This window comes from Sphingopyxis sp. 113P3, assembly GCF_001278035.1.
Lineage (GTDB): Bacteria > Pseudomonadota > Alphaproteobacteria > Sphingomonadales > Sphingomonadaceae > Sphingopyxis.
This window is the reverse complement of the sequence record NZ_CP009452.1, coordinates 1,114,463-1,134,471: the sequence shown is the minus strand read 5'-3', so window position 1 is coordinate 1,134,471 and position 20,009 is coordinate 1,114,463. Positions and strand designations below refer to the sequence as shown.

20 protein-coding genes and 1 pseudogene are annotated in these 20,009 nt (G+C 68.0%); all 21 read left to right on the top strand.

Annotation, left to right across the window (positions count from 1 at the left end):
• Positions 1 to 151: 151 nt before the first annotated feature.
• The 21 genes and pseudogenes from LH20_RS05420 to LH20_RS05325 all read left to right on the top strand — a co-directional run bounded on the left by LH20_RS05420 (position 152) and on the right by LH20_RS05325 (position 19,919).
• Complete coding sequence (locus LH20_RS05420; protein ID WP_053553343.1) at positions 152 to 4,498, top strand: strawberry notch family protein; 4,347 nt, start codon at positions 152 to 154, stop codon at positions 4,496 to 4,498.
• On the top strand, positions 4,498 to 5,538 hold the full coding sequence (locus tag LH20_RS05415) for a DUF7146 domain-containing protein (protein WP_053553342.1): 1,041 nt from the start codon (positions 4,498 to 4,500) through the stop codon (positions 5,536 to 5,538). Before LH20_RS05420 ends, LH20_RS05415 begins: the two co-directional genes overlap by 1 nt.
• Positions 5,539 to 5,835: 297 nt before the next feature.
• Positions 5,836 to 6,762 (top strand): DUF2493 domain-containing protein, encoded by a 927-nt coding sequence (locus tag LH20_RS05410; RefSeq protein WP_053556112.1) that lies wholly within the window; start codon positions 5,836 to 5,838, stop codon positions 6,760 to 6,762.
• A 234-nt stretch (positions 6,763 to 6,996) separates the two neighbouring features.
• Positions 6,997 to 7,164: a hypothetical protein gene (locus LH20_RS23710; RefSeq protein ID WP_165608585.1), complete on the top strand. Its 168-nt coding sequence runs from the start codon at positions 6,997 to 6,999 to the stop codon at positions 7,162 to 7,164.
• 142 nt (positions 7,165 to 7,306) lie between these two features.
• Entirely contained in the window at positions 7,307 to 7,747 is a 441-nt protein-coding gene (locus LH20_RS05405; RefSeq protein ID WP_053553341.1) for a hypothetical protein, read from the top strand.
• Between the two features lie 573 nt (positions 7,748 to 8,320).
• On the top strand, positions 8,321 to 8,641 hold the full coding sequence (locus tag LH20_RS05400) for a DUF736 domain-containing protein (RefSeq protein WP_053553340.1): 321 nt from the start codon (positions 8,321 to 8,323) through the stop codon (positions 8,639 to 8,641).
• A gap of 183 nt (positions 8,642 to 8,824) precedes the next feature.
• Positions 8,825 to 9,079, top strand: a complete 255-nt coding sequence (locus LH20_RS05395; RefSeq protein WP_053553339.1) for an XRE family transcriptional regulator — start codon at positions 8,825 to 8,827, stop codon at positions 9,077 to 9,079.
• Between the two features lie 61 nt (positions 9,080 to 9,140).
• On the top strand, positions 9,141 to 9,428 hold the full coding sequence (locus LH20_RS05390; RefSeq protein WP_442800450.1) for a DNA -binding domain-containing protein: 288 nt from the start codon (positions 9,141 to 9,143) through the stop codon (positions 9,426 to 9,428).
• 114 nt (positions 9,429 to 9,542) lie between these two features.
• Positions 9,543 to 9,767 (top strand): transcriptional regulator domain-containing protein, encoded by a 225-nt coding sequence (locus LH20_RS05385; RefSeq protein ID WP_053553338.1) that lies wholly within the window; start codon positions 9,543 to 9,545, stop codon positions 9,765 to 9,767.
• Positions 9,742 to 10,317 carry a DUF2285 domain-containing protein gene (locus LH20_RS05380; RefSeq protein WP_235527124.1) on the top strand — a complete coding sequence of 192 codons (576 nt, stop codon included), beginning with the start codon at positions 9,742 to 9,744 and terminating at the stop codon, positions 10,315 to 10,317. Before LH20_RS05385 ends, LH20_RS05380 begins: the two co-directional genes overlap by 26 nt.
• Before the next feature lie 139 nt (positions 10,318 to 10,456).
• Complete coding sequence (locus LH20_RS05375; protein WP_053553337.1) at positions 10,457 to 10,738, top strand: helix-turn-helix transcriptional regulator; 282 nt, start codon at positions 10,457 to 10,459, stop codon at positions 10,736 to 10,738.
• An 18-nt stretch (positions 10,739 to 10,756) separates the two neighbouring features.
• A pseudogene (locus LH20_RS05370) lies at positions 10,757 to 11,578 on the top strand (replication initiator protein A); the annotation flags it as partial.
• Positions 11,579 to 11,883: 305 nt separating this feature from the next.
• Positions 11,884 to 12,537 (top strand): ParA family partition ATPase, encoded by a 654-nt coding sequence (parA, locus tag LH20_RS05365; RefSeq protein WP_053553335.1) that lies wholly within the window; start codon positions 11,884 to 11,886, stop codon positions 12,535 to 12,537.
• On the top strand, positions 12,534 to 12,788 hold the full coding sequence (locus LH20_RS05360) for a hypothetical protein (RefSeq protein WP_053553334.1): 255 nt from the start codon (positions 12,534 to 12,536) through the stop codon (positions 12,786 to 12,788). The genes parA and LH20_RS05360 overlap by 4 nt, the downstream gene beginning before the upstream one ends.
• Complete coding sequence (locus LH20_RS05355) at positions 12,785 to 13,306, top strand: DUF2840 domain-containing protein (protein WP_053553333.1); 522 nt, start codon at positions 12,785 to 12,787, stop codon at positions 13,304 to 13,306. The genes LH20_RS05360 and LH20_RS05355 overlap by 4 nt, the downstream gene beginning before the upstream one ends.
• Positions 13,303 to 13,848 carry a S26 family signal peptidase gene (locus LH20_RS05350; RefSeq protein WP_053553332.1) on the top strand — a complete coding sequence of 182 codons (546 nt, stop codon included), beginning with the start codon at positions 13,303 to 13,305 and terminating at the stop codon, positions 13,846 to 13,848. The genes LH20_RS05355 and LH20_RS05350 overlap by 4 nt, the downstream gene beginning before the upstream one ends.
• Before the next feature lie 66 nt (positions 13,849 to 13,914).
• Complete coding sequence (locus LH20_RS05345; protein ID WP_053553331.1) at positions 13,915 to 14,250, top strand: DUF736 domain-containing protein; 336 nt, start codon at positions 13,915 to 13,917, stop codon at positions 14,248 to 14,250.
• A 4-nt stretch (positions 14,251 to 14,254) separates the two neighbouring features.
• Entirely contained in the window at positions 14,255 to 14,971 is a 717-nt protein-coding gene (locus tag LH20_RS05340) for a lytic transglycosylase domain-containing protein (protein ID WP_053553330.1), read from the top strand.
• Between the two features lie 292 nt (positions 14,972 to 15,263).
• Positions 15,264 to 17,300 carry a relaxase/mobilization nuclease domain-containing protein gene (locus LH20_RS05335; protein ID WP_053553329.1) on the top strand — a complete coding sequence of 679 codons (2,037 nt, stop codon included), beginning with the start codon at positions 15,264 to 15,266 and terminating at the stop codon, positions 17,298 to 17,300.
• Between the two features lie 178 nt (positions 17,301 to 17,478).
• Positions 17,479 to 19,470, top strand: a complete 1,992-nt coding sequence (locus LH20_RS05330) for a conjugal transfer protein TraG (protein WP_053556109.1) — start codon at positions 17,479 to 17,481, stop codon at positions 19,468 to 19,470.
• A gap of 11 nt (positions 19,471 to 19,481) precedes the next feature.
• Positions 19,482 to 19,919 (top strand): CopG family transcriptional regulator, encoded by a 438-nt coding sequence (locus LH20_RS05325; RefSeq protein ID WP_053553328.1) that lies wholly within the window; start codon positions 19,482 to 19,484, stop codon positions 19,917 to 19,919.
• The last annotated feature ends 90 nt before the right edge of the window (positions 19,920 to 20,009 follow it).

Genomic DNA, 20,009 nt, shown 5'->3' with positions numbered 1-20,009 from the left:
CCCTCAAAAAGCGCCCCACCTCACGGTCGGGCGCTTTTTCCGTGCGGGCGCCTTGAGAGTGAGAGGGCCGCCGGGACGGGTTTGAGCCGGTGCGGTCGAGAGAGAGCGCCGCGCGGGCTCGCCCTTTTCCGCTCTCCTTAGGGTTCCCACCATGACCATGATTTCCGCATCCGCGGCGGCGACCGTCGCCGCGCCGCTTCCGCTCGGCTCCAATCCCGAACCCGCCGCCGCCATCCTCGCGGCCGCCGGCCAGCTCCTGACTCATCTCGAACGCGGCGAGCGCGTCGACGCCGCCGCCCTGCGTGCGGCGATGGAGACCGCCTTCGGCGCATCGGACGCCACCGGCGCCTGGGACTGGAAGACGGCCTATGACGCCTGCGAGGCGGCGACCGTCCTGTTCCTCCGCAAATACGGACGTGCGCTTTTCCGCAAAGCCGGGTCTCCGGCGGCTCGCCTTTCCGCGCTGTCGAAAATCGCCAACCTGCTGCCGACGCATACGCGGCGTTCGGCGGAGAGCCAGACCTTCCAGCAATTCTCGACGCCGATCCCGCTCGGCCTGGTCGCCGCCCACGCCGCCGCCATCACTCCGGCCGACCGGGTGCTCGAGCCGTCGGCGGGCACCGGCCTGCTCGCCATCCTCGCCGAGATCGCGGGCGGCGCGCTCGTTCTCAACGAGTTGGCCGACACCCGCGCCAATCTGCTGTCACTGCTCTTCCCGGCCATTTCCGTCACCCGTTTCGACGCAGCGCAGATCGACGATCATCTCGATCCCGCCGTGATGCCCAGCGTCGTGCTGATGAATCCGCCCTTCTCGGTCATGGCCAATGTCGAGGGCCGCATGGCGGACGCCGCTTACCGCCATGTCGCCTCGGCCCTGGCGCGTCTGGCCCCCGGCGGCCGGCTCGTGGCGATCACCGGCGCCAGCTTCGCACCCGACAATCCGGCCTGGCGGGACGCCTTCGTCCGGTTGCAGGCGCGCGGGCGCGTCGTCTTCTCCGTCGTCATCGACGGCTCCGTCTATGCCAAACACGGCACCACCATCGAGACGCGCCTGACTGTCATCGACAAGCGGCCGGCCGACTATCCCGCCGTGTTTCCGGCAGCGCCCGGCGTCGCGCCGGATGTCGCCACGCTGCTGGGCTGGATCGACGAGCAGGCGCCGGAACGCCTCGCCGTCGATCCCTCCGTCGTGGTCCCGGCCATCGCGCCTGCCATCCCTCGCAGCGTGCGTGGCTATATTAACCGCGCCGCCAAGACCGTCCCGGCGACTGCGCCGATGGCCGAACCGGAGGGCCTGCCGCTCGCCTACGAGACCCAGGACTGGCTCGCCGGCGAAGGCGGCCGTCTGTCCGAGAGCATCTACGAGGAATACGGATTGCAGGCGATCCGTATCGCCGGCGCCCAGGCCCATCCGACCCGGCTGGTGCAGTCGGCCGCAATGGCTTCGGTCGCTCCGCCCAAGCCGAGCTATCGGCCAAGCCTGCCGCCCAACATCCACGAGCTTTTGTCGGACGCCCAGCTTGAGACCGTGATCTATGCGGGCGAAGCGCACGCGGACCATCTCGCCGGGTCGTGGACGGTGGACGCCACCTTCGACATCGTCACCGCCGCACGCGAGGATGCGGAGAACGCCACCCGCTTTCGGCGAGGCTTCATGATCGGCGACGGCACAGGCGTCGGCAAAGGCCGTCAGTCCGCCGCGATCATTCTCGACAACTGGCTCCAGGGCCGCCGCAAGGCGGTGTGGATCAGCAAGTCCGACAAGCTGATCGAGGACGCGCAGCGCGACTGGTCGGCGCTCGGCATGGAACGCCTGCTGGTCACGCCCCTGTCGCGCTTCCCGCAGGGGCGGCCGATCACGCTGCCGGAAGGCGTCCTGTTTACGACCTATGCCACGCTACGCTCCGACGACAGCGGCGAGAAGGTTTCGCGCGTCCGGCAGATCGTCGAATGGTTGGGCTCCGACTTCGATGGAGTCCTCATTTTCGACGAGGCGCACGCGATGCAGAACGCCGGTGGCGGCAAGGGAGAACGAGGCGACGTCGCCGCCTCGCAGCAGGGCCGCGCCGGCTTGCGCCTCCAGCACGCGCTGCCGAACGCCCGCGTCGTCTATGTCTCCGCGACCGGCGCCACCACGGTCCACAACCTCGCCTACGCCCAGCGGCTCGGCTTGTGGGGCGGCGAGGATTTTCCGTTCTCGACGAGGGCCGAGTTCATCGAGGCGATCGAGGCCGGCGGCGTCGCGGCGATGGAGGTGCTGGCCCGCGACCTGCGCGCCCTCGGCCTCTACACCGCCCGTTCGCTCTCCTTCGACGGCGTGGAATACGAGCTGGTCGAACACGCGCTCAGCCCTGAGCAGACCCGCATCTACGATGCCTATGCTGGGGCCTTCGCCGTCATCCATAATAATCTGGATGCGGCGATGGAGGCCGCCAACATCACCGGCACGTCCGGCACGCTGAACCGGCAGGCCAAGTCCGCCGCCCGCTCGGCCTTCGAGAGCGCCAAGCAGCGCTTCTTCGGCCATCTGCTCACCAGCATGAAGACGCCGACCCTGATCCGGTCGATCAGCGACGACCTGGAAGCCGGCCATGCCGCTGTCATCCAGATCGTCTCGACTGGCGAGGCGCTGATGGAACGCCGCCTGGCCGACCTGCCGACCGAGGAATGGAACGACGTTCGCGTCGACATCACGCCGAGGGAATATGTTCTCGACTACCTCGCCCATTCCTTCCCGGTGCAGCTCTACCAGCCCTTCACCGACAGCGAGGGCAACCTCTCGTCGCGGCCGGTCTATCGCGACGGCCAGCCCGTCGAAAGCCGCGAAGCCGTCGCGCGCCGCGACGAACTGATCGCGCAGCTCGCCTCGCTGCCGCCCGTGCCCGGCGCGCTCGACCAGATCGTCCAGCATTTCGGCACGGATCTGGTGGCCGAGGTGACGGGCCGCTCGCGGCGCATCGTCCGCAAGAGCACGCCTTCGGGCGGCGACCGCCTCGTCGTCGAGAACCGCGCCGCAGCCGCCAATCTCGCCGAAACCCAGGCGTTCATGGATGACAGCAAGCGCATCCTGATCTTCTCGGACGCCGGCGGCACCGGCCGCAGCTATCACGCCGAGCTTTCGGCGCGGAACACCCGGTTGCGCGTCCACTATCTGCTCGAACCCGGCTGGAAAGCGGACGCCGCCATCCAGGGCCTCGGCCGCACGCACCGGACCAACCAGGCGCAGCCGCCACTGTTCCGGCCCATCGCCACGGACGTCAAGGCGGAGAAGCGCTTCCTTTCCACCATCGCCCGGCGGCTCGACACGCTGGGCGCCATCACCCGCGGCCAGCGCCAGACCGGCGGCCAGGGCCTGTTCCGCCCCGAGGACAATCTGGAAAGCCCCTACGCCCGCGATGCGCTCCGCCAGCTCTATCTCCTGCTGGTGCGCGGCAAGGTCGAAGGCTGCTCGCTCGAACGCTTCGAGTCCGCCACCGGCCTGAAGCTGATGGACGCGAACGGCATCAAGGACGAACTGCCCCCGATCACCACCTTCCTCAATCGGCTGCTGGCGCTGACCATCGAGCTTCAGGGCGTGCTGTTCGCTGCCTTCGAGCAGCTTCTCACCGCCAAGATCGAGGGCGCCATCGCCGCCGGCATCTACGATGTCGGGCTGGAAACGCTGACAGCGGAAGGCTTCACCGTCACCGACCGCCAGACGATCTACACCCATCCGGGCACGGGCGCGGAAACCCGGCTCCTCACCATCGCGCAGCGGACCCGAAACCGCCCGGTCACGCTGGACGACGCGCTCGCCCATCTCGGCGAATCCGGCGCCAGGCTGCTGGTCAACGAACGGTCGGGCCGCGCCGCGGTGCAGATCCCCGCCACCTCGATCATGCTCGACGATGGCGAGATCGAACGCCGCGTCCGGCTGATCCGGCCGATGGAATCGCACACCATTCCGGTGAAGATGATGGGCGAGACCCATTGGACCGCGGCGGAACGGAACGACTTCGCCACAGCCTGGAGCGCCGAGGTCGCAGACGTGCCGGCTTTCTCCGACAGCACGATCCACATCGTCGCCGGCCTGTTGCTGCCGATCTGGAAGCGGCTGCCGAACGAGTCCACCCGAGTCTATCGGCTCCAGACCGACGAGGGTGAGCGGATCGTCGGCCGCAAGGTCTCGCCCGCCTGGGCGGCCAATGCGACCACGAGCGGCGCAGCCACGCTCGCGCCCGCCGACGCCTTCATGGCGCTGATGGATGGCCGCACCATCCTCGACCTCGCCGAGGGGCTTCAGCTTCGCCGCGTCCGTGTGATGGGCGCCAACCGCATCGAACTGTCGGGCTTCACCGACACGATGCGCGAGCGGCTCACCGCCTACGGACTGTTCCACGAGATCATCTCCTGGAAGCTCAGGATGTTCGTGCCGACCGATAGCGCCGGTCCCGCAGTGCTGGAGCGCGTGCTGGGCCGCTATCCGGTCCAGCGCATCGGCGAACGCGAGGCGGCGTGATGACCCGTCTCGACGCTTCCGATCTGGCGCAGCGTCTCGGCCGGGAGGCCGAGGCGGTGTGCCGCCACTATCTCGACGCCGGCCATCGTCAGGGCAATTACTGGCAGGTCGGCGATGCGCGCAACACGCCCGGCCGCTCGATGTTCGTCCGGCTCAAGGAGACGGCGAAGGGGCCGGCGGGCAAATGGACCGACGCCGCCACCGGCGAGCATGGCGATCTGCTCGACGTGATCCGGGAAAGCTGTGGCCTCACCGACTTCGCCGATGTCGTCGAGGAAGCCCGCAGCTTTCTCAGGCTGCCGCGTCCGAAACCCGCGCCGGCGACGAAGAAGCGACCGGGCACGCCTGCCCCGTCGGGTTCGGCCGAAGCGGCAAGGCGATTGTTCGCCATGTCGCAGCCGATCAGCGGCACCCCCGTAGAGACATATCTTCGCCATCGCGGCATTACGGCTTTGCACGGAACCGGAAACCTTCGCTTCCATCCACGCTGCTATTATCGGCCCGACGACCACGGCCCGACCGAAACCTGGCCGGCGATGATCGCCGCCGTCACCGATCTCAGGGGCGCGATCACCGGCGCGCATCGCACCTGGCTCGCCCCTGACGGCTCCGACAAGGCGCCGATCGAAACGCAGCGCAAGGCGATGGGCGACTTGCTCGGCCATGCCGTTCGCTTCGGGATCGCCGGCGAGGCGATGGCGGCGGGCGAAGGCATCGAAAGCGTCCTGTCGGCGCGTCAGACGATACCGCACATGGCGATGGCTGCGGCGCTGTCCGCAGCCCATCTGGCCGCCATCCTGTTCCCCCAGACGCTGCGCCGACTCTATATACTGCGCGACAACGACCCGGCAGGCGACGGCGCGCGGGACAACCTGGTCGAACGGGCGAACGCGGCCGGAATCGAGGCCATCGTGCTCTCGCCGGTGCTTGAGGACTTCAACGAAGATCTCCGGCGCCTCGGGCTCGATGCGCTCCGCGCCAGCCTGCGGGTGCAGCTCGCGCCGCAGGACGTCGCCCGCTTCATGGCTCAGGCGGCTTAGCCGCCCGCGACGGACGTCACGGCTGCCGTCATCATGCCCGCCGGCATGCGTCAACCATCGGAGAGGACCGCGCCTCGGCCTTCGAGAGGGCGATCGGCCCACAAACGGGCCAGGCCGGCAATGGCGGCGGCCGACTATTTTCCGGCGCGGCCCTACGAGCCGCTTTCCATCGCGAGACAAAATAGCCGGCCTTGGCCATCAAGGCCCTCGCTTCGCTCGGACTGCCAGCCCGCCCCGCCCGTGGGCTTCGTCGCCATGAAGGCCGCGACGGTCGCGGTCCAACCGACGGAGCATCCCATGAGCGAGCACGACGACTACGAACCCGAACACGCCGCATCGCCGACCGACCAGATTGCGCAGGAGCTTCAGCTCTACGGCTACCGGCCCTCCGAAGACGAAGCCGATCCCAGGCCCGTGCCGGAAGACCGCATCATCGAAGGCGCCGTCGCCGACATCTTCGACGCCCTGATCTCCACCGTGGCCGATACGAGCCTCGATCCCGACCTCGACGATCTCCTCTGGTCCACCGTCAATACGTTCCACCGCGCCGTCGAGCGGGCCGACCGCAAACTCGACGACAACGAGCAGGCGCAAAAGCGCCTCCAGCGCGAACAGGATGGCTCGGAGGTCAAATCCGTCCAGCTCGAACGCCTGATCGACCTTGGGCAATCGCTGATCGAACGGCGCGACAGCCTGGAAATCTTCCGCGACAGCGCCGCCGACCAATATCTTCGCGCCACCGGCTCACCCTGGTCTCAGCGCACCGGCTCGCGCGTCAACCATCGCCGCCTCACCGCCGCGATGATCGACAGCCGCGACTTCCTTGCCGCCAAGCGCCGCAACGAAACCGAAGTGCTCGTGCCCGCAGGCCCGAAGATCGCCTTCTCCGGCGGCGACACCACCGATCACAAGCCGATCTGGGCCAAGCTCGACCAGGTCCACGCCAAGCACCCCGACATGGTGCTGATGCACGGCGGCTCCCCGAAAGGTGCCGAGAAGATCGCCGCACGTTGGGCGGAAACCCGCAAGGTGCCGCAGGTCGCCTTCAGACCCGACTGGACGAAGCACGCCAAGGCCGCACCGTTCAAGCGCAACGACGCCATGCTGGCGGTCATGCCGATCGGCATCCTCATCTTCCCCGGCACCGGAATCCAGGACAATCTCGCCGACAAGGCCCGCAAGCTCGGCATCCCGGTCTATCGGTTCGCAACCGGCGGCGCGTGAGCGCCGCCGTCTCCACGGCAGGACACCGGCTCCTGCCGCAGAGCACCACCCCCGCTTCTTTGCGCTGATCCTTGGTCAGACTGATCGCCTGACGCCATCAACCCGTGAAGGGTCGGCTACGCCTTGCGTGCCGCCGCTCCGGCACCGCCTCCGCGGTGATTGCAGCTCTCAGTCCGACACGTCGGGCGCCTGTCAGCGGGGGGTGGTCCTCCGCTCGAAACAGGAGCCGGATCGATGTCCTTCAACGACGCCCACGCCTTCGCCTTCAGCCTCGCCACCAGCCTGATGGCGGTCATCGTTATCTTCCGCGCCGGCGACGGCACGCTCTCGGTCACACCCGCCAGCGAATATGACGGCGACCTCTCGCAGATCGTCCGCGAAATCGACCCCTTCGCTCCATGAAGGGGCGAAGATCATCACCCACGGGGCTGAAACCTTATCGGTTTCGGCTCCCGTCCGCGTCGATATTTTGCTATGATCCCCGACGCGCCGTGGTGGTGGTGGAAGGCGCGACCGTCAGAATCGTTCTTTCGGAGACACCGCCATGATCTTTCTCGGCATCATCCTTTCCATCGCGGCCGTCGGCTTCTTCTGCTGGCTTCTGTTCACGCTCGCCGTCTTCGCGCTGCCCTTCTTCGCTGGCCTCACCACCGGCGGTTGGGCCTATCACACGGGCGCGGGCTGGATGGGCGCGATCCTGATCGGCGTGGTCGCGGCCGGGCTGACGCTCGGCCTCGGCCAACTCCTGCTCGGGATTGTTCGCCCGCTCTGGGCTCGGCTGCTGATCGCGCTCGCGTTTGTCGCACCCGCCGCACTCGCCGGCTACCACGCCACGCACGGCATCGTGAAGCACACCATGCCTTCGGAAACCTGGCAGTTGGTGTTTTCCGTCATCGGTGCGGTCGCGGTCGGCGTCACCGCGTTCGCGCGCGTTACGGGCATGGCGGCCGCTGGCCCGGTCGGCCGGAGCCCCGCCGGTGCCTGACAATTCCGCAGCGGGCATCGGCGGGACAATGAAGGCGACACCACGCCATCCGCGTCGGCTTGATGGGGTGGCGATGCGGGCGATGGACCCCGGGTCACGCTGAGAGCCGCAGCGCGATCATCCCATCGGAAGCGCCCGAACCGAACGCCGGTCGCGGCGCAGCGGACCAACACGGAAAGGCGGAGGGTTTCCGCCCACGGCAGGCCCGGACAACGCACGACCGCAAAGCCCGCCGGCAGGAGGGGCGATGCGTCGGCGAACACCCGGCAGGTCTTGGCGCCGGTTTCGAGAGGGCCGCCATCCTCTCCGCTTCTTCCCGTCACCAGCCCGCTCCAAACGGCCTCGTCAATGGCTTGATCTGGCCGAAGGCCGGCTGCGCCTCGATCGCCTATGGCGCAACAGCGGCGTCACAACTTTCTTCCCCTGCCGGCTTCGCCGTCATTCCTCGCGAGACAAGAAAGCTCCTCCTTTGCTGTCAGGCCCCTGTGGGGTGCGCCGTCGATCGCCTCCGGCCTGTCGATCGCCATCGAGGCCGCAATGGTGCGGGCTCGATAACGGAAACGGAGATTTGAAATGGCGACCATCGGCACCTTCAAGAAGACCGGCAACGAGTTCACCGGCGAAATCGTCACCCTCAGCGTCCAGGCCAAGGGCGTGCGCATCGTCCCCGACCAGCGCGCCACCGGCGAAAACGCCCCCAGCCACCGAGTTCTGGTCGGCCGCGTCGAGATCGGCGCCGCCTGGTCCAAGCGCTCCAACGAGGGCCGCGACTATCTGGGCCTCAAGCTCGACGATCCGAGCTTCAACGCCCCCATCTACGCCAACCTCTTCGACGACGAGGACGGCGACGGCTACTCGCTGATCTGGTCCCGCCCGAACCGCCGGGCGGACTGACCCACCAGCAAGGCCCCGGCCGACAGGCCGGGGCCTTTGCCTTGCCCGCGCGCGAATCGGTGACGCCGCCGAAGACCGGAGGAGACGGGCGGCCAGGTTTCCGGCAGCCCCCGCGACGCCAAGAACGACTAAAATAGTCGTAGTTCTGGCAAGTAGTTATTGGCCGGTGGGAGGTGGTCATTCATGATCACCGCCCGACAATCACGGGCCGCACGCGCGTTGCTGGGATGGACACAGGAGACGCTCGCTGACGAGGCCCGGACATCGCTGACCGCGCTCAAGCGTCTCGAGTCCGAGAACGACCTCGAGGTGTATGAGTCGACACGCGATCTCGTTCGCCGGGCGCTGGAGGCCGCGGGAATCGTCCTGCTCTCGACCGACAAGGGCGAAGGCGTGCTGCTGCTTCACGACCGCAAAGACTTGCCGCCGAGCCGTTAAGCGCCCGCCATTTGTTCAGGCGGCGCACAGAATTTCCCGCGATGCTGTTAACGAACCTCGGATGAGCGATTATAGTCGCTCTATGGGACAGCCAACGCCCTCATTCCTCGACGAGCCGCCGGTCAGCCAGTCGCTCACGGCCTACGACCGTGAGCACATGGCTCTCTACATGCGTCTGATCGACTCCGCCCGCGACGGCGCCGCCTGGCAGGAAGCCGTCCAGGCCATCTTCGGCCTCGATCCCGCGCACGACCCCGAGCGTTGCCGCCATGTTCACGACTCGCACCTGGCGCGGGCGCGCTGGATGACGGAACAGGGCTACCGCGAGTTGACCCGCCCTCGGCACTGACCCGCCGCGATGCCGACTTGGCATCGCGCTTTGCCCACCGCCGAGCTTCCATCGGGCGGCCCTGTCGGGAATCCTTTCTTCCCCCACAATCACTTACGCAAAGGGAGGATCGCGATGACACCCAATGCAGCAGGCTGGCGCTCCTCCGCCGCCTATGAGCACATCGCCGAGATGAGCCCGTCCGATCTCGCCTGGGAGTGGCTCCGGCGCAACGACGCCTATGTTGAAGACTACCGGGAGCTGAGCGAGGGAAAGACCGACATCCAGACGCTGACCGACAAGATCCGTCGCCGATGGGGGTTGCGATTTCCCCGTGGACCCGCAGGCCCCGTCATCTGAAGCCCGCATCGTCTGGCTGCCCGCGAACGATACGAGCGCCGTCTTTCTGGGGCCGGCCCCTGCGGGTCTCGCGGAGGACACCGATCCGCAACCGACCTTCGATGCTGCCTACCGCATCGGAGACCATGACGAAGACATCCTTCTCTACGATCTCGGTGACGGCCAAAGTGTCCAGCTCGTCATCGAGACGGCCACGCCGGTCGACCGACCCCTTGCCGCCATCATTCCTCTGGGTCGGGATGGATTCGATCGTGTCCGATCCCTTTGCCGTCTGCTGGCCACCCTTCACGGCCGGGCCATCCCGCCGGATACCCGGCTGACGGCGCAACACCGCCTGCGATTGCGCCGGATGCTGCAATGCTTCGACGGCTATCGCAACGGCGCGACCCAGCGGGAAATCGCGCAGGTCATCTTCCACATCGCCCGGCTCGACCGCCAGGCGTGGCAGGACGCCTCCGCCCGCCACGCCATCAAAACCCTGCTGCGGGACGCGCGCGCCATGATCGCCGGCGGCTATCGCGCCTTGCTGCGACACCGCCGGTCGGACTGATCACGCCGACGCGATAGCCGGTGGGCGATTTTAGGCCCCCCAACTTCGCCCTGCATCGCGCCGGTCCTGCTTCGCCATCGTGGCCTTCGCTCGCCGCTGATCTCCAGCGGCCTTCACGAAGCTCACGGAGGCCCCATCCATGCGACCCGATCTCGCCGTTCTCCCGCCGCGCTTCCTGCGCACCAAGGAAGCCGCCGAGTTTCTCAGCCTGTCCGCCCGCACCCTCGAAAAGCATCGGACCTACGGCACCGGCCCCGCCTATCGCAAGCTCGGCGGCCGCGTCGTCTATGCCGTCGACGATCTCGAAGCCTGGGCCGCGCGCGGCGCCGTCACCTCGACCTCTGATCCGCGCGGTTCGATCCTTCCCGCGAAGCGTCACACGCCGGCGCCGCTGGCCCAAGCCGCCCGGCGCCCACGCTGATCGCCGACGAACCCCCGAATGGCGGCGCGGCGGCAATCCCGATCGGAGCGCGAACAGCTCGACCTGTTTCGGGCGCTTCCTGGCGAGTTCGCTGCCCGAGATGCGCAGGATCTCATGGCCTATCCCTTCTTCTCCCTCTCCAAGTCCCATCGCACCGCGCCGATCGACTTCTGCGCCGGGGGCGTGTCGATCCGCGTCGAGGCCGTGCCCGATCATGGCATGGCGACCATCTGGGACGCCGACCTCCTGATCTGGGCGGCGAGCCAGATCGTCGAGGCACGCGACGCGGGCCTGCGCACCTCGCGCCTGCTGGTCGCCACCCCCTATGAAATTCTCAGATTCATCGGCCGCGGCACGTCCTTGCGCGACTATCAGCGTCTCAAGGCCGCGCTCGACCGGCTGCAATCGACGACGATCTGCACCTCGATCCGTCAACCCGCCGAGGGCCGGCGGCATCGCTTCTCCTGGATCAACGAGTGGAAGGAGCGCACCGACCGGGACGGCAAGCCCGACGGGATCGAGTTGATCCTGCCCGACTGGTTCTACCAGGCCGTCCTCGACGACGCGCTCGTGCTGACGATCGACCGCGCCTATTTCGGCCTGACGGGCGGTCTCGACCGCTGGCTCTATCGAATTGTCCGCAAGCACGGCGGACGTCAGCGCAACGGCTGGCGTTTCGACTTCCGCCACCTCCACCAGAAATCAGGCGCGCTCTCCGCCTTCAAGCGCTTCGCCTTCGAGCTGCGCGACATCATCCGGCGCCAGCCGCTCCCCGGCTACAAGCTGTTCCTCGAGATCGAGGGCAGCGGCCGCACGCTGCTAGCCTTCGAGCCACAGCCCGCCTGTGGAAAAGCTGTGGATGGCGTCGTGCCATCGGGAACCCGAGGGCGCGTGCCATCAGGAACCGGACCCTCGTGCCAACGGGAACCAAAACCGGCCCTAACCCACGGCACGAAAAGCGAAAATCGCGCCCTTAACTTAGAGTCTAACAGAGACTCTAACTTTGAAGAGCGCGCCCGCGAGGTGGAAAACCTCGTGCGGCAGGCGACGAAGGCCCTCAGCGTCGCCGGCAAACAGCGACCCGAAGCCGCCGACACGCATCCCCTCCCGCAGCTCCCTTTCACTCCCGTTCCGGGAGGACGGCGATGATCGTCGCGCTCCTCAACCAGAAGGGCGGCGTCGGCAAGACGACGCTGGCGCTGAACCTCGCGGGCGTTTGGGCGAGCCAGGGCAAGCGCGTCACCCTGATTGACGCGGACCCGCAAGGCTCGGCGCTGGACTGGTCGCAGCAACGCAGCCGTGAGGGCTTGGCTCGCGCCTTCGGCGTCGTCGGCCTCGCCCACGATACGCTGCACCGGGAAGCGCCGGAACTGGCCCGTGACGCCGACATGATCGTGATCGACGGGCCGCCCCGCGTCGCCAGCCTGATGCGTTCGGCGCTGCTCGCCGCCGACCTGGTGCTGATCCCGGTGCAGCCATCGCCCCTCGACGGCTGGGCCTCCGCCGAGATGCTGGCGCTCATCGGCGAGGCGCGCATCTACCGGCCGGAGCTGGTCGCGCGCTTCGTGCTCAATCGTTGCGGCGCGCGCACCGTGCTCGCCCGCGAGACGGCCGCGACCCTGGCCGATCACGATCCTCCCGTCCTCGCCGCCACCATCGGCCAGCGCGTCGCCTTCGCGGCCGCCGCGCAGTCCGGCCAACTCGTCTCCGAACTGGACGACGCCACGCCCGCCGCGCGCGAGATCGCGGCGCTGGCGGATGCGATCGAGTGCTTGAGCATCGGGAGGGCGGCGCGATGAACGGGCGCTCGTCCCGCAATGGCTTCGCCTCCCGGCCCGCCGATCCCGAGCGCTGGGTCAGGGCGGCCGACAACCCGCCGCGCGATGCCGGCGCCGGCGGCTACACCGCCCGGCTGACCATCGACGTGACGCCGGCGCTGCGCGGCCGGATCAAGATCGCCGCGTTCGCTCGCGGCGTCACAGTCGCCGACATGCTGCGCGAGCTGCTCGCGCGCGAATTTCCCCCGACCGCTGAAGGAGACCCATCATGACCGACGCCGCGGTTTCCCGCGCGCAGGGCGGCCCCATGCCGCGCGCGCATCGCGCCGACAGTCTCACCCATGTCGAGCTGACACATGTCGAGAAGCGGATCGAGAACTGGATCAGGTTCGGCCACGAAGCCCATGAACAGGTGCTAGATCGCCGCCGCCGCGTCTTCTCCTTCCGGCCGGGCAGCCTCTTCGCCTTCGTGCGTTGGGCCGCCAACGACTTCGGCACGATCATCTCGCGCATCGACATCGCGCGCGCCGTCGCGCCAGGCGAAGCCTACCAGACGCTGCCCTTCGTGCGCCCCGGCGGCGACATCCTGCTGAAGATCGAGGGCTGGCCCAAGGTCGAACAGGTGCTTCGCCACATCGACGCTGTGGAAGCCCTCGGCATCGACGCCTGCGACGTGGCTCCCGATCACTGGCGTCATGTCGGCAACCGGATCGGCGCGGGCCATGAGCCGCGCGCCTACACGCTGGAGCGCCACGCGGCATGGCTCCGGCGGCGGGAGATCGGGCTATGACCCGCTTCGGCTATGTCATGACGACCTATGTCGTGACGATGGGCGTCGCCATCGCCGCCTTCGTCCCGATCGCACCGCGCCTCGTCTGGAACGCCTCGGCCAGCGCGCCGATCGGCCTCTATGACCTCGCCCCGCCGCACCCTCTGACGGTTGGCGATCTGGTCGCCGCCCTCCCGGACAAGCCGCTCTCCGACTTCATCGTCGGTCGCGGCTATATCGGCCGCAACGTGCCGCTGATGAAGCGCGTCATGGGCCTTCCCGGCCAGCAGGTCTGCCGCACCGGGGACGTCGTGACCGTCGACGCCGTGCCGCTTGGACGGGCGCTCGACCGCGACCGACTCGGCCGTCCGCTGCCGGTCTGGCAAGGCTGCCGGCGCATCGGCGATGGGCAGGTTTTCCTGATGAACCCCGATGTCCGCGACAGCCTGGACGGCCGTTATTTCGGCCCGCTTCCGGCGCGCACCGTCATCGGCAAGGCGAGCCCACTCTACACCGACGAGGACGGCGATGGCCGCTTCGTCTGGCGCGCGACGACGCGCTGACCGCTTCCCGTCGTCGGGAGCGGTGCCCGCCGACGGCTTTCCAACACCACCGCCATGGAGACCATCATGTCGCAGATCGGCACCTTCACCCGTCAGCAGTCCGGCTTTGTCGGGCGCGTCCACACCCTCACGCTCTACTGCGAAGTCACTGTTGTCCCCGCCGAGTCCTCGGATACGGAGAACGCCCCGGACTATCGCCTTCATCAAGGCAATGACGATGGCCCGGAGATCGGCGCGGGCTGGAAGCGCACCGGCGAACGCGCCGGCGAATACATCGCTTTCCTGATCGACGATCCGGCCTTGCCGCAGCCGATCCGCGCCAATCTGTTCCGCGACGACGACGCGGGCAGCGCCTGGTCGCTGCACTGGAGCCGTCCGCAGAAGCGTGACGGGAAGGACTGACGCGATGCGGCGGACCTCACTCCTTCTCCTTGTCGGCCTGACGTGCGGTTGCGGGCTCGCGGTCCCGGTCCTGGCGCAGCCGTCGAGCATCGCCGCTTCGCCCGCCCGCGATCCTTTCGGCGAACTCATCGCAGAGGCGGCGCAGCGCTTCGCGCTTCCCGCGGCATGGATACGCGCGGTGATGAAGGCCGAGAGCAACGGCGATCCCCGCGCGGTCTCGCCCAAGGGCGCGATGGGTCTGATGCAGATCATGCCGGCGACATGGGCGGGCTTGCGTGATCGCTACCGCCTTGGCGCTGATCCTTACGATCTGCGCGACAACATCATCGCGGGTGCGGCCTATATCCGCGAGCTGCATGACCGCTATGGCTCGCCCGGCTGGATCGCGGCCTATAACGCCGGTCCTGGACGTTACGAGGACTGGCTGAAGGGCCGTCCTCTGCCGGCCGAAACACGCGCCTATGTCGCCACCGTCGCGCCGTCACTCGGCGATGGCGACGCATCCGCACCGATCCTGATCGCCACCGCCGACCCGCTGGCCTGGACCCGCGCGCCGCTGTTCGTCGCACCGTCGGCGCACGCAACGGCGGCCGGTCCTTCGCCGGCCGAACGCACCTCCAATGACGCTGATACGACGCCGGGCGTGCGCGATGTTTCCGCCATCGCGCCGCAGTCCGGCGGTCTGTTCGTCGCACGGGCGGACACGGAACGGCAGCCATGAGGCTCGCAATCGTGTCCGCTTGGCGGGAGGTTCCGGTGTGCAGGGGTTGGGGCTGGCGACGGTCTCATGCCCCGGCAGAAGGGGCGAAACAGGCAGGAAGGCGGGAGGGCAAGATTAAAGCGGACGGCACCCCATGGGGTCCATCCGGGGGCCAAGCCCTTGTCTGCACACTGTTTGGGGCGGCACTGCCGCGGAAAGGGCGCAGTGCCGCGCCCAGCGATAACGCCCGCAATTTCCGAGAATCTCACGGCACTCTTGCCCAATATCGGCGGCCTCGGCGGAATCGACGGCCATGAGCGAGGACGACAATCGCTTTCGGCCCCGGCCCGGCCGCATCCGCTCCGGCGGCGCCAAGACGGGCCAGGCGAAGAGCTTCCTCAGCAAGGTCCGCAAGATCGTCCGGCAGCAGCAGTCAGGCCACGGCCGGAGCCGGACCGCGAAGGGGGGCGCCGGTCGGTCAGCGAAGCTCGTCGCCTCCGGCCGCGGCGTGCAGCGCGGGCGCGGGGCATCCTTCGTGCGCGGCCGCAATCTGATGAACGGTTGGAGTCATCGCCAGCCCGGAAGCCGGCGCGTCATCGTCAAATCCCGCTCGGTACGTCTCGCTGGCCGCAGCGGCAAAGCCGCCGCCCACCTGCGCTACATACAGCGCGACGGCACGGCCCGCGACGGCGAACGCGGCCGCCTCTACTCGGCGACGGAGGACCGGGCCGATCCGCGAGCCTTTCTCGATCGCGGCCAGGACGATCGCCACCAGTTCCGGTTCATCGTCTCGCCGGAAGACGCCGCCGAGCTGGCCGACCTCACCGGCTATACCCGCGATCTGATGGCCCGGCTCGAAACCGATCTCGGCACGCAGCTCGATTGGGTCGCGGTGAACCACCACAACACCGGCCATCCGCATGTCCATGTCATCGTCAATGGCCGCGATGACCTGGGCGAGGATCTCGTCATCAATGGCGACTATCTCGCCGGCGGCATCCGCGAGCGGGCGAGCGAACGGGCGACGCTCGAACTCGGTCCCGTCACCGAGATCGAGCAGCGCCGCAAGCTCCTCGCCGAACTCGATCAGGATCGGCTGACCCGGATCGACCGGGCCTTGATCGCCGAAGCCGAGGACCGGCTCATCGACCTGCGTCAGGAGCCGGGCGACCTTCGCGGCCAGTCCGACCGAACGCTGCGCCTGCGCCGCCTGGGCAAGCTCGGCGACATGGGCCTTGCGACCGAACATGCGCCCGGCGTCTGGGAATTGAGCGACCGGCTCGAGCCGACCTTGCGCGAGATGGGCGAGCGCGGCGACATCATCCGCACCATGCAACGGGCGCTGCGGGCCGAGGGCGCCGAGCGCGACCCGATGAGCTTCCAGATCCATGACGCGGCGCCGGCCTCGCCGATCGTCGGCCGCCTCATCGACAAGGGCCTCTCGGACGAACTCGGCGAGACCCTGACGCTGGTCGTCGATGGCATCGATGGACGCACGCACCATGTCTCCGGGATCGACCCGGCTCGCGTCGAAGACGCCGGCATCGGCAGCATCGTCGAGATAGGGGCGCCCGACGCCGCCCCACGCCCATCCGACCGCGCGATCGCCGGCATGACCGCGAACGGCATCTACCGGCCGAGCCGCCATCTCGAACAGGCCCGGTTCGACGGGCGTGTGCCAAACGGCGACCATGAAGGCTTCATCGACGCCCATGTCCGAAGATTGGAGGCGTTGCGCCGCGCCGGGATCGTCGAGCGCATCGACGCCGATCAATGGCGTATCCCGACCGACTTCGAGGCGAGAGCCGCCGCTCATGACGCGGGGCGCAACGCCCGCGCCAATGTCCGCATCCTCTCGACCTTCGATCTCGAACGCCAGATCGGCTCGGATGGCGCGACCTGGCTGGACCGGCGTCTGGTCGGCGCGCGCGCCGCCGACCTGTCGCCCGCGGGCTTCGGCGACCAGGTGCGCGAGGCCATGGAGCGACGCCGCGATCATCATCTCGACCACGGCGACGCCGCCCGCCAGCCGGACGGCCGCATCGCTTACCGGCGCAACCTGATCGCCGCCCTGCGCGACCGGGACGTCGCCCGCGCCGGAGAAGAGCTGGCGACGAGGAAGGCGCTGCCGTTCCGCATGGCGACCGATGGCGAGACCGTCACCGGCGCCTTCACCGGCACCACGCAGCTGGCGAGCGGCAAATTCGCCATCGTCGAGAAGTCCCACGAGTTCACCCTGGTGCCCTGGCGGCCGGTCATCGACCGCCAGCTCGGCCGCGAAGTCATCGGCGTCGTGCAAGGCGGTTCGGTCTCATGGCAGGTAGGCCGGCAAAGAGGGTTGGCGATGTGACGCCAGCTTTGCGGTGACGATGCTGCGCGTCGGCCAGATGACGACCGGCTCGACGCGACGTGCCCCTCCGTTTTGTCAGCCATGGCATCCGAAAGCTCGACGCGCGGGTTTTTATGTTGCGTCTCGGCAAAGCGGATATTCTCTGATCGGCTCCATCTCGTTTGCCGATCGGAGCCTTATGTCTGGAAGCCGCATCCTCTGGGGACAAGTCGCCCTGGTTCTGTCGATCGTGCTCACCGCCATCTGGTGTGCGACGGAGTGGACGGCGTGGCGTCTGGGCTTTCAGGCGCAGCTCGGCCAGCCCTGGTTCGCGGTCGCGGGCTGGCCGGTATATTACCCGCCGCTCTTCTTCTGGTGGTGGTATTGCTACGACGCCTATGCGCCCCAAGTCTTCCTCGAAGGCGCCACTGTCGCGGTCTCGGGCGGTTTCATCTCGATCATCGTCGCCATCACCCTCTCGGTGATCCGCGCGCGGGAGGCCAAGAACGTCATCACCTATGGCTCGGCGCGCTGGGCCGCGCCCGGCGAGATCAGGGCTGCCGGATTGCTCGGCGCCGACGGCGTGGTCCTCGGCCGCTACGAGCGTGACTATCTCCGGCACGACGGCCCGGAGCATGTCTTGTGCTTCGCGCCGACCCGATCGGGCAAGGGTGTAGGTCTCGTCGTGCCGACCTTGCTGACCTGGCCCGGCAGCACGATCATCCACGACATCAAGGGCGAGAATTGGGGCCTGACCGCCGGCTTCCGCTCCCGCCATGGCCGCGTGTTGTTGTTCGATCCGACCGACCCGGCCTCGTCGGCCTACAACCCCCTGCTCGAGGTGCGGCGCGGCGACAAGGAAGTCCGCGACGTCCAGAACATCGCCGATATTCTCGTCGACCCCGAAGGCGCGCTCGAGAAGCGCAATCATTGGGAAAAGACCAGCCACTCGCTCCTCGTCGGCGCGATCCTGCATGTCCTCTACGCGGAAGCCGACAAGACCCTCGCCGGCGTCGCCAACTTCCTCTCCGACCCCAAACGCCCCGTCGAGGCGACGCTGCGCGCCATGATGAACACGCCGCACCTGGGCGAAGCCGGCGTCCATCCCGTGATTGCCTCGTCGGCCCGCGAACTGCTGAACAAGAGCGACAACGAACGCTCGGGCGTGCTCTCCACCGCCATGTCGTTTCTTGGCCTCTACCGCGATCCGGTCGTGGCCAAGGTGACGGCGCGCTGCGACTGGCGCATCGCCGATCTGGTGACGAGCGACAAACCCGTCAGCCTCTATCTCGTCGTCCCGCCCAGCGACATCAACCGCACCAAGCCGCTGATCCGCCTGCTGCTCAACCAGGTCGGACGGCGGCTGACCGAAGATCTGAAGACGTCGGGCAACCGCCATCGGCTGTTGCTGATGCTGGACGAGTTCCCGGCGCTCGGCCGGCTCGATTTCTTCGAGTCCGCCCTGGCGTTCATGGCCGGCTACGGCATCAAATCCTTCCTGATCGCCCAGAGCCTCAACCAGATCGAAAAGGCCTATGGCGCGAACAATAGCGTGCTCGACAATTGTCATGTGCGCGTCGCCTTCGCCACCAACGACGAGCGCACCGCCAAGCGGGTGTCGGACGCGCTCGGCACCGCGACCGAGCTGCGCGATTCCACCAATTACGCCGGCCACCGGCTGTCCCCGTGGCTCGGGCATCTGATGGTGTCGCGGCAGGAGACGGCCCGGCCGCTGCTCACCCCCGGCGAGGTGATGCAGCTGCCGCCCGCCGACGAATTGCTGCTGGTCGCAGGCGTGCCGCCGGTGCGGGCGAAGAAGGCGCGCTACTACGAGGATGCGCGATTCCGCGAACGCATCGTCCCGCCGCCGAAACCTGGAAGCGCGATTCGAGCGACGACCCGCCCCGCCGATGACTGGTCGGCGCTGCCGGTTCCCGCCGCAGTGGCGGCCGCAAGTGCGGGCCGTGCGCTCGGCGACATCGCCGATCCGGCCAACGCCGGCATCCGCCGTGAGCCGGAACTGCCCGAACACGAGGAGGTCACGCCGCCCGAGCGCCCGGCCGTGGGCGAGTTCGACCTCCTCGACGACGAACCCGACCTCGACGCCGCGAAGGCCCGCACCCTGCGCCTTCGGGTCACATCGGTCGCGCGCCAGGCGACGATGGACCCGGACGACGGCATCGCGTTGTGAAAGGGCTGGCCATGCAGACCAAGACCCGCATGAACGTCTATTTCGATCCCGATCTCCTCAAAAAGGTCGAGGCCCTGGCGCTGCGGCGGCGCATCTCCAAATCCGCCGTCATCGAGGCCGCGGTCGCCTCCTTCCTCTCGGCCGACGCTTCGGAACGTCTGGAGGCGGTCTTCGCCCACCGCATGGACCGGATCGGCCGCCAGATCGACGGCATGGACGAAGACCTCGCCATTCTCGGCGAGACGCTATCGCTGTTCATCCGCTTCTGGCTGACCATCACGCCGCCCTTGCCCGACAGCGCCCAGGCGTCGGCGCGCGCCAAGGGCGTCGAGCGGTTCGAGAGCTTCCTGCAAACGCTCGGCAGGAAGCTGGCGACCGGGGATCGCTTCTTGAAAGACCTGTCGCGCGACATCGACTCGAGGCGCAGCGGAGCCGTCGAGCCAGATTGAAGAACGCCGTGGGGTCAGGCCGACCGAGCCGATCCCGCCGTTCTCCTGTATTTGCACGCCAGGCCACTACACTCGCAAATCCTTGTTGAG

Coding starts and splice junctions, on each gene's coding strand:
- LH20_RS05400 (WP_053553340.1), top strand. CDS start 8,321: ATGGCGACCATCGGCACCTTCAAGAAGACCGGCAACGAGTTCACCGGC.
- LH20_RS05415 (WP_053553342.1), top strand. CDS start 4,498: ATGACCCGTCTCGACGCTTCCGATCTGGCGCAGCGTCTCGGCCGGGAG.
- LH20_RS05405 (WP_053553341.1), top strand. CDS start 7,307: ATGATCTTTCTCGGCATCATCCTTTCCATCGCGGCCGTCGGCTTCTTC.
- LH20_RS05335 (WP_053553329.1), top strand. CDS start 15,264: ATGAGCGAGGACGACAATCGCTTTCGGCCCCGGCCCGGCCGCATCCGC.
- LH20_RS05385 (WP_053553338.1), top strand. CDS start 9,543: ATGACACCCAATGCAGCAGGCTGGCGCTCCTCCGCCGCCTATGAGCAC.
- LH20_RS05390 (WP_442800450.1), top strand. CDS start 9,141: ATGAGCGATTATAGTCGCTCTATGGGACAGCCAACGCCCTCATTCCTC.
- LH20_RS05330 (WP_053556109.1), top strand. CDS start 17,479: ATGTCTGGAAGCCGCATCCTCTGGGGACAAGTCGCCCTGGTTCTGTCG.
- LH20_RS05345 (WP_053553331.1), top strand. CDS start 13,915: ATGTCGCAGATCGGCACCTTCACCCGTCAGCAGTCCGGCTTTGTCGGG.
- LH20_RS05355 (WP_053553333.1), top strand. CDS start 12,785: ATGACCGACGCCGCGGTTTCCCGCGCGCAGGGCGGCCCCATGCCGCGC.
- LH20_RS05420 (WP_053553343.1), top strand. CDS start 152: ATGACCATGATTTCCGCATCCGCGGCGGCGACCGTCGCCGCGCCGCTT.
- LH20_RS05395 (WP_053553339.1), top strand. CDS start 8,825: ATGATCACCGCCCGACAATCACGGGCCGCACGCGCGTTGCTGGGATGG.
- LH20_RS05410 (WP_053556112.1), top strand. CDS start 5,836: ATGAGCGAGCACGACGACTACGAACCCGAACACGCCGCATCGCCGACC.
- LH20_RS05375 (WP_053553337.1), top strand. CDS start 10,457: ATGCGACCCGATCTCGCCGTTCTCCCGCCGCGCTTCCTGCGCACCAAG.
- LH20_RS05325 (WP_053553328.1), top strand. CDS start 19,482: ATGCAGACCAAGACCCGCATGAACGTCTATTTCGATCCCGATCTCCTC.
- parA (WP_053553335.1), top strand. CDS start 11,884: ATGATCGTCGCGCTCCTCAACCAGAAGGGCGGCGTCGGCAAGACGACG.
- LH20_RS23710 (WP_165608585.1), top strand. CDS start 6,997: ATGTCCTTCAACGACGCCCACGCCTTCGCCTTCAGCCTCGCCACCAGC.
- LH20_RS05350 (WP_053553332.1), top strand. CDS start 13,303: ATGACCCGCTTCGGCTATGTCATGACGACCTATGTCGTGACGATGGGC.
- LH20_RS05360 (WP_053553334.1), top strand. CDS start 12,534: ATGAACGGGCGCTCGTCCCGCAATGGCTTCGCCTCCCGGCCCGCCGAT.
- LH20_RS05340 (WP_053553330.1), top strand. CDS start 14,255: ATGCGGCGGACCTCACTCCTTCTCCTTGTCGGCCTGACGTGCGGTTGC.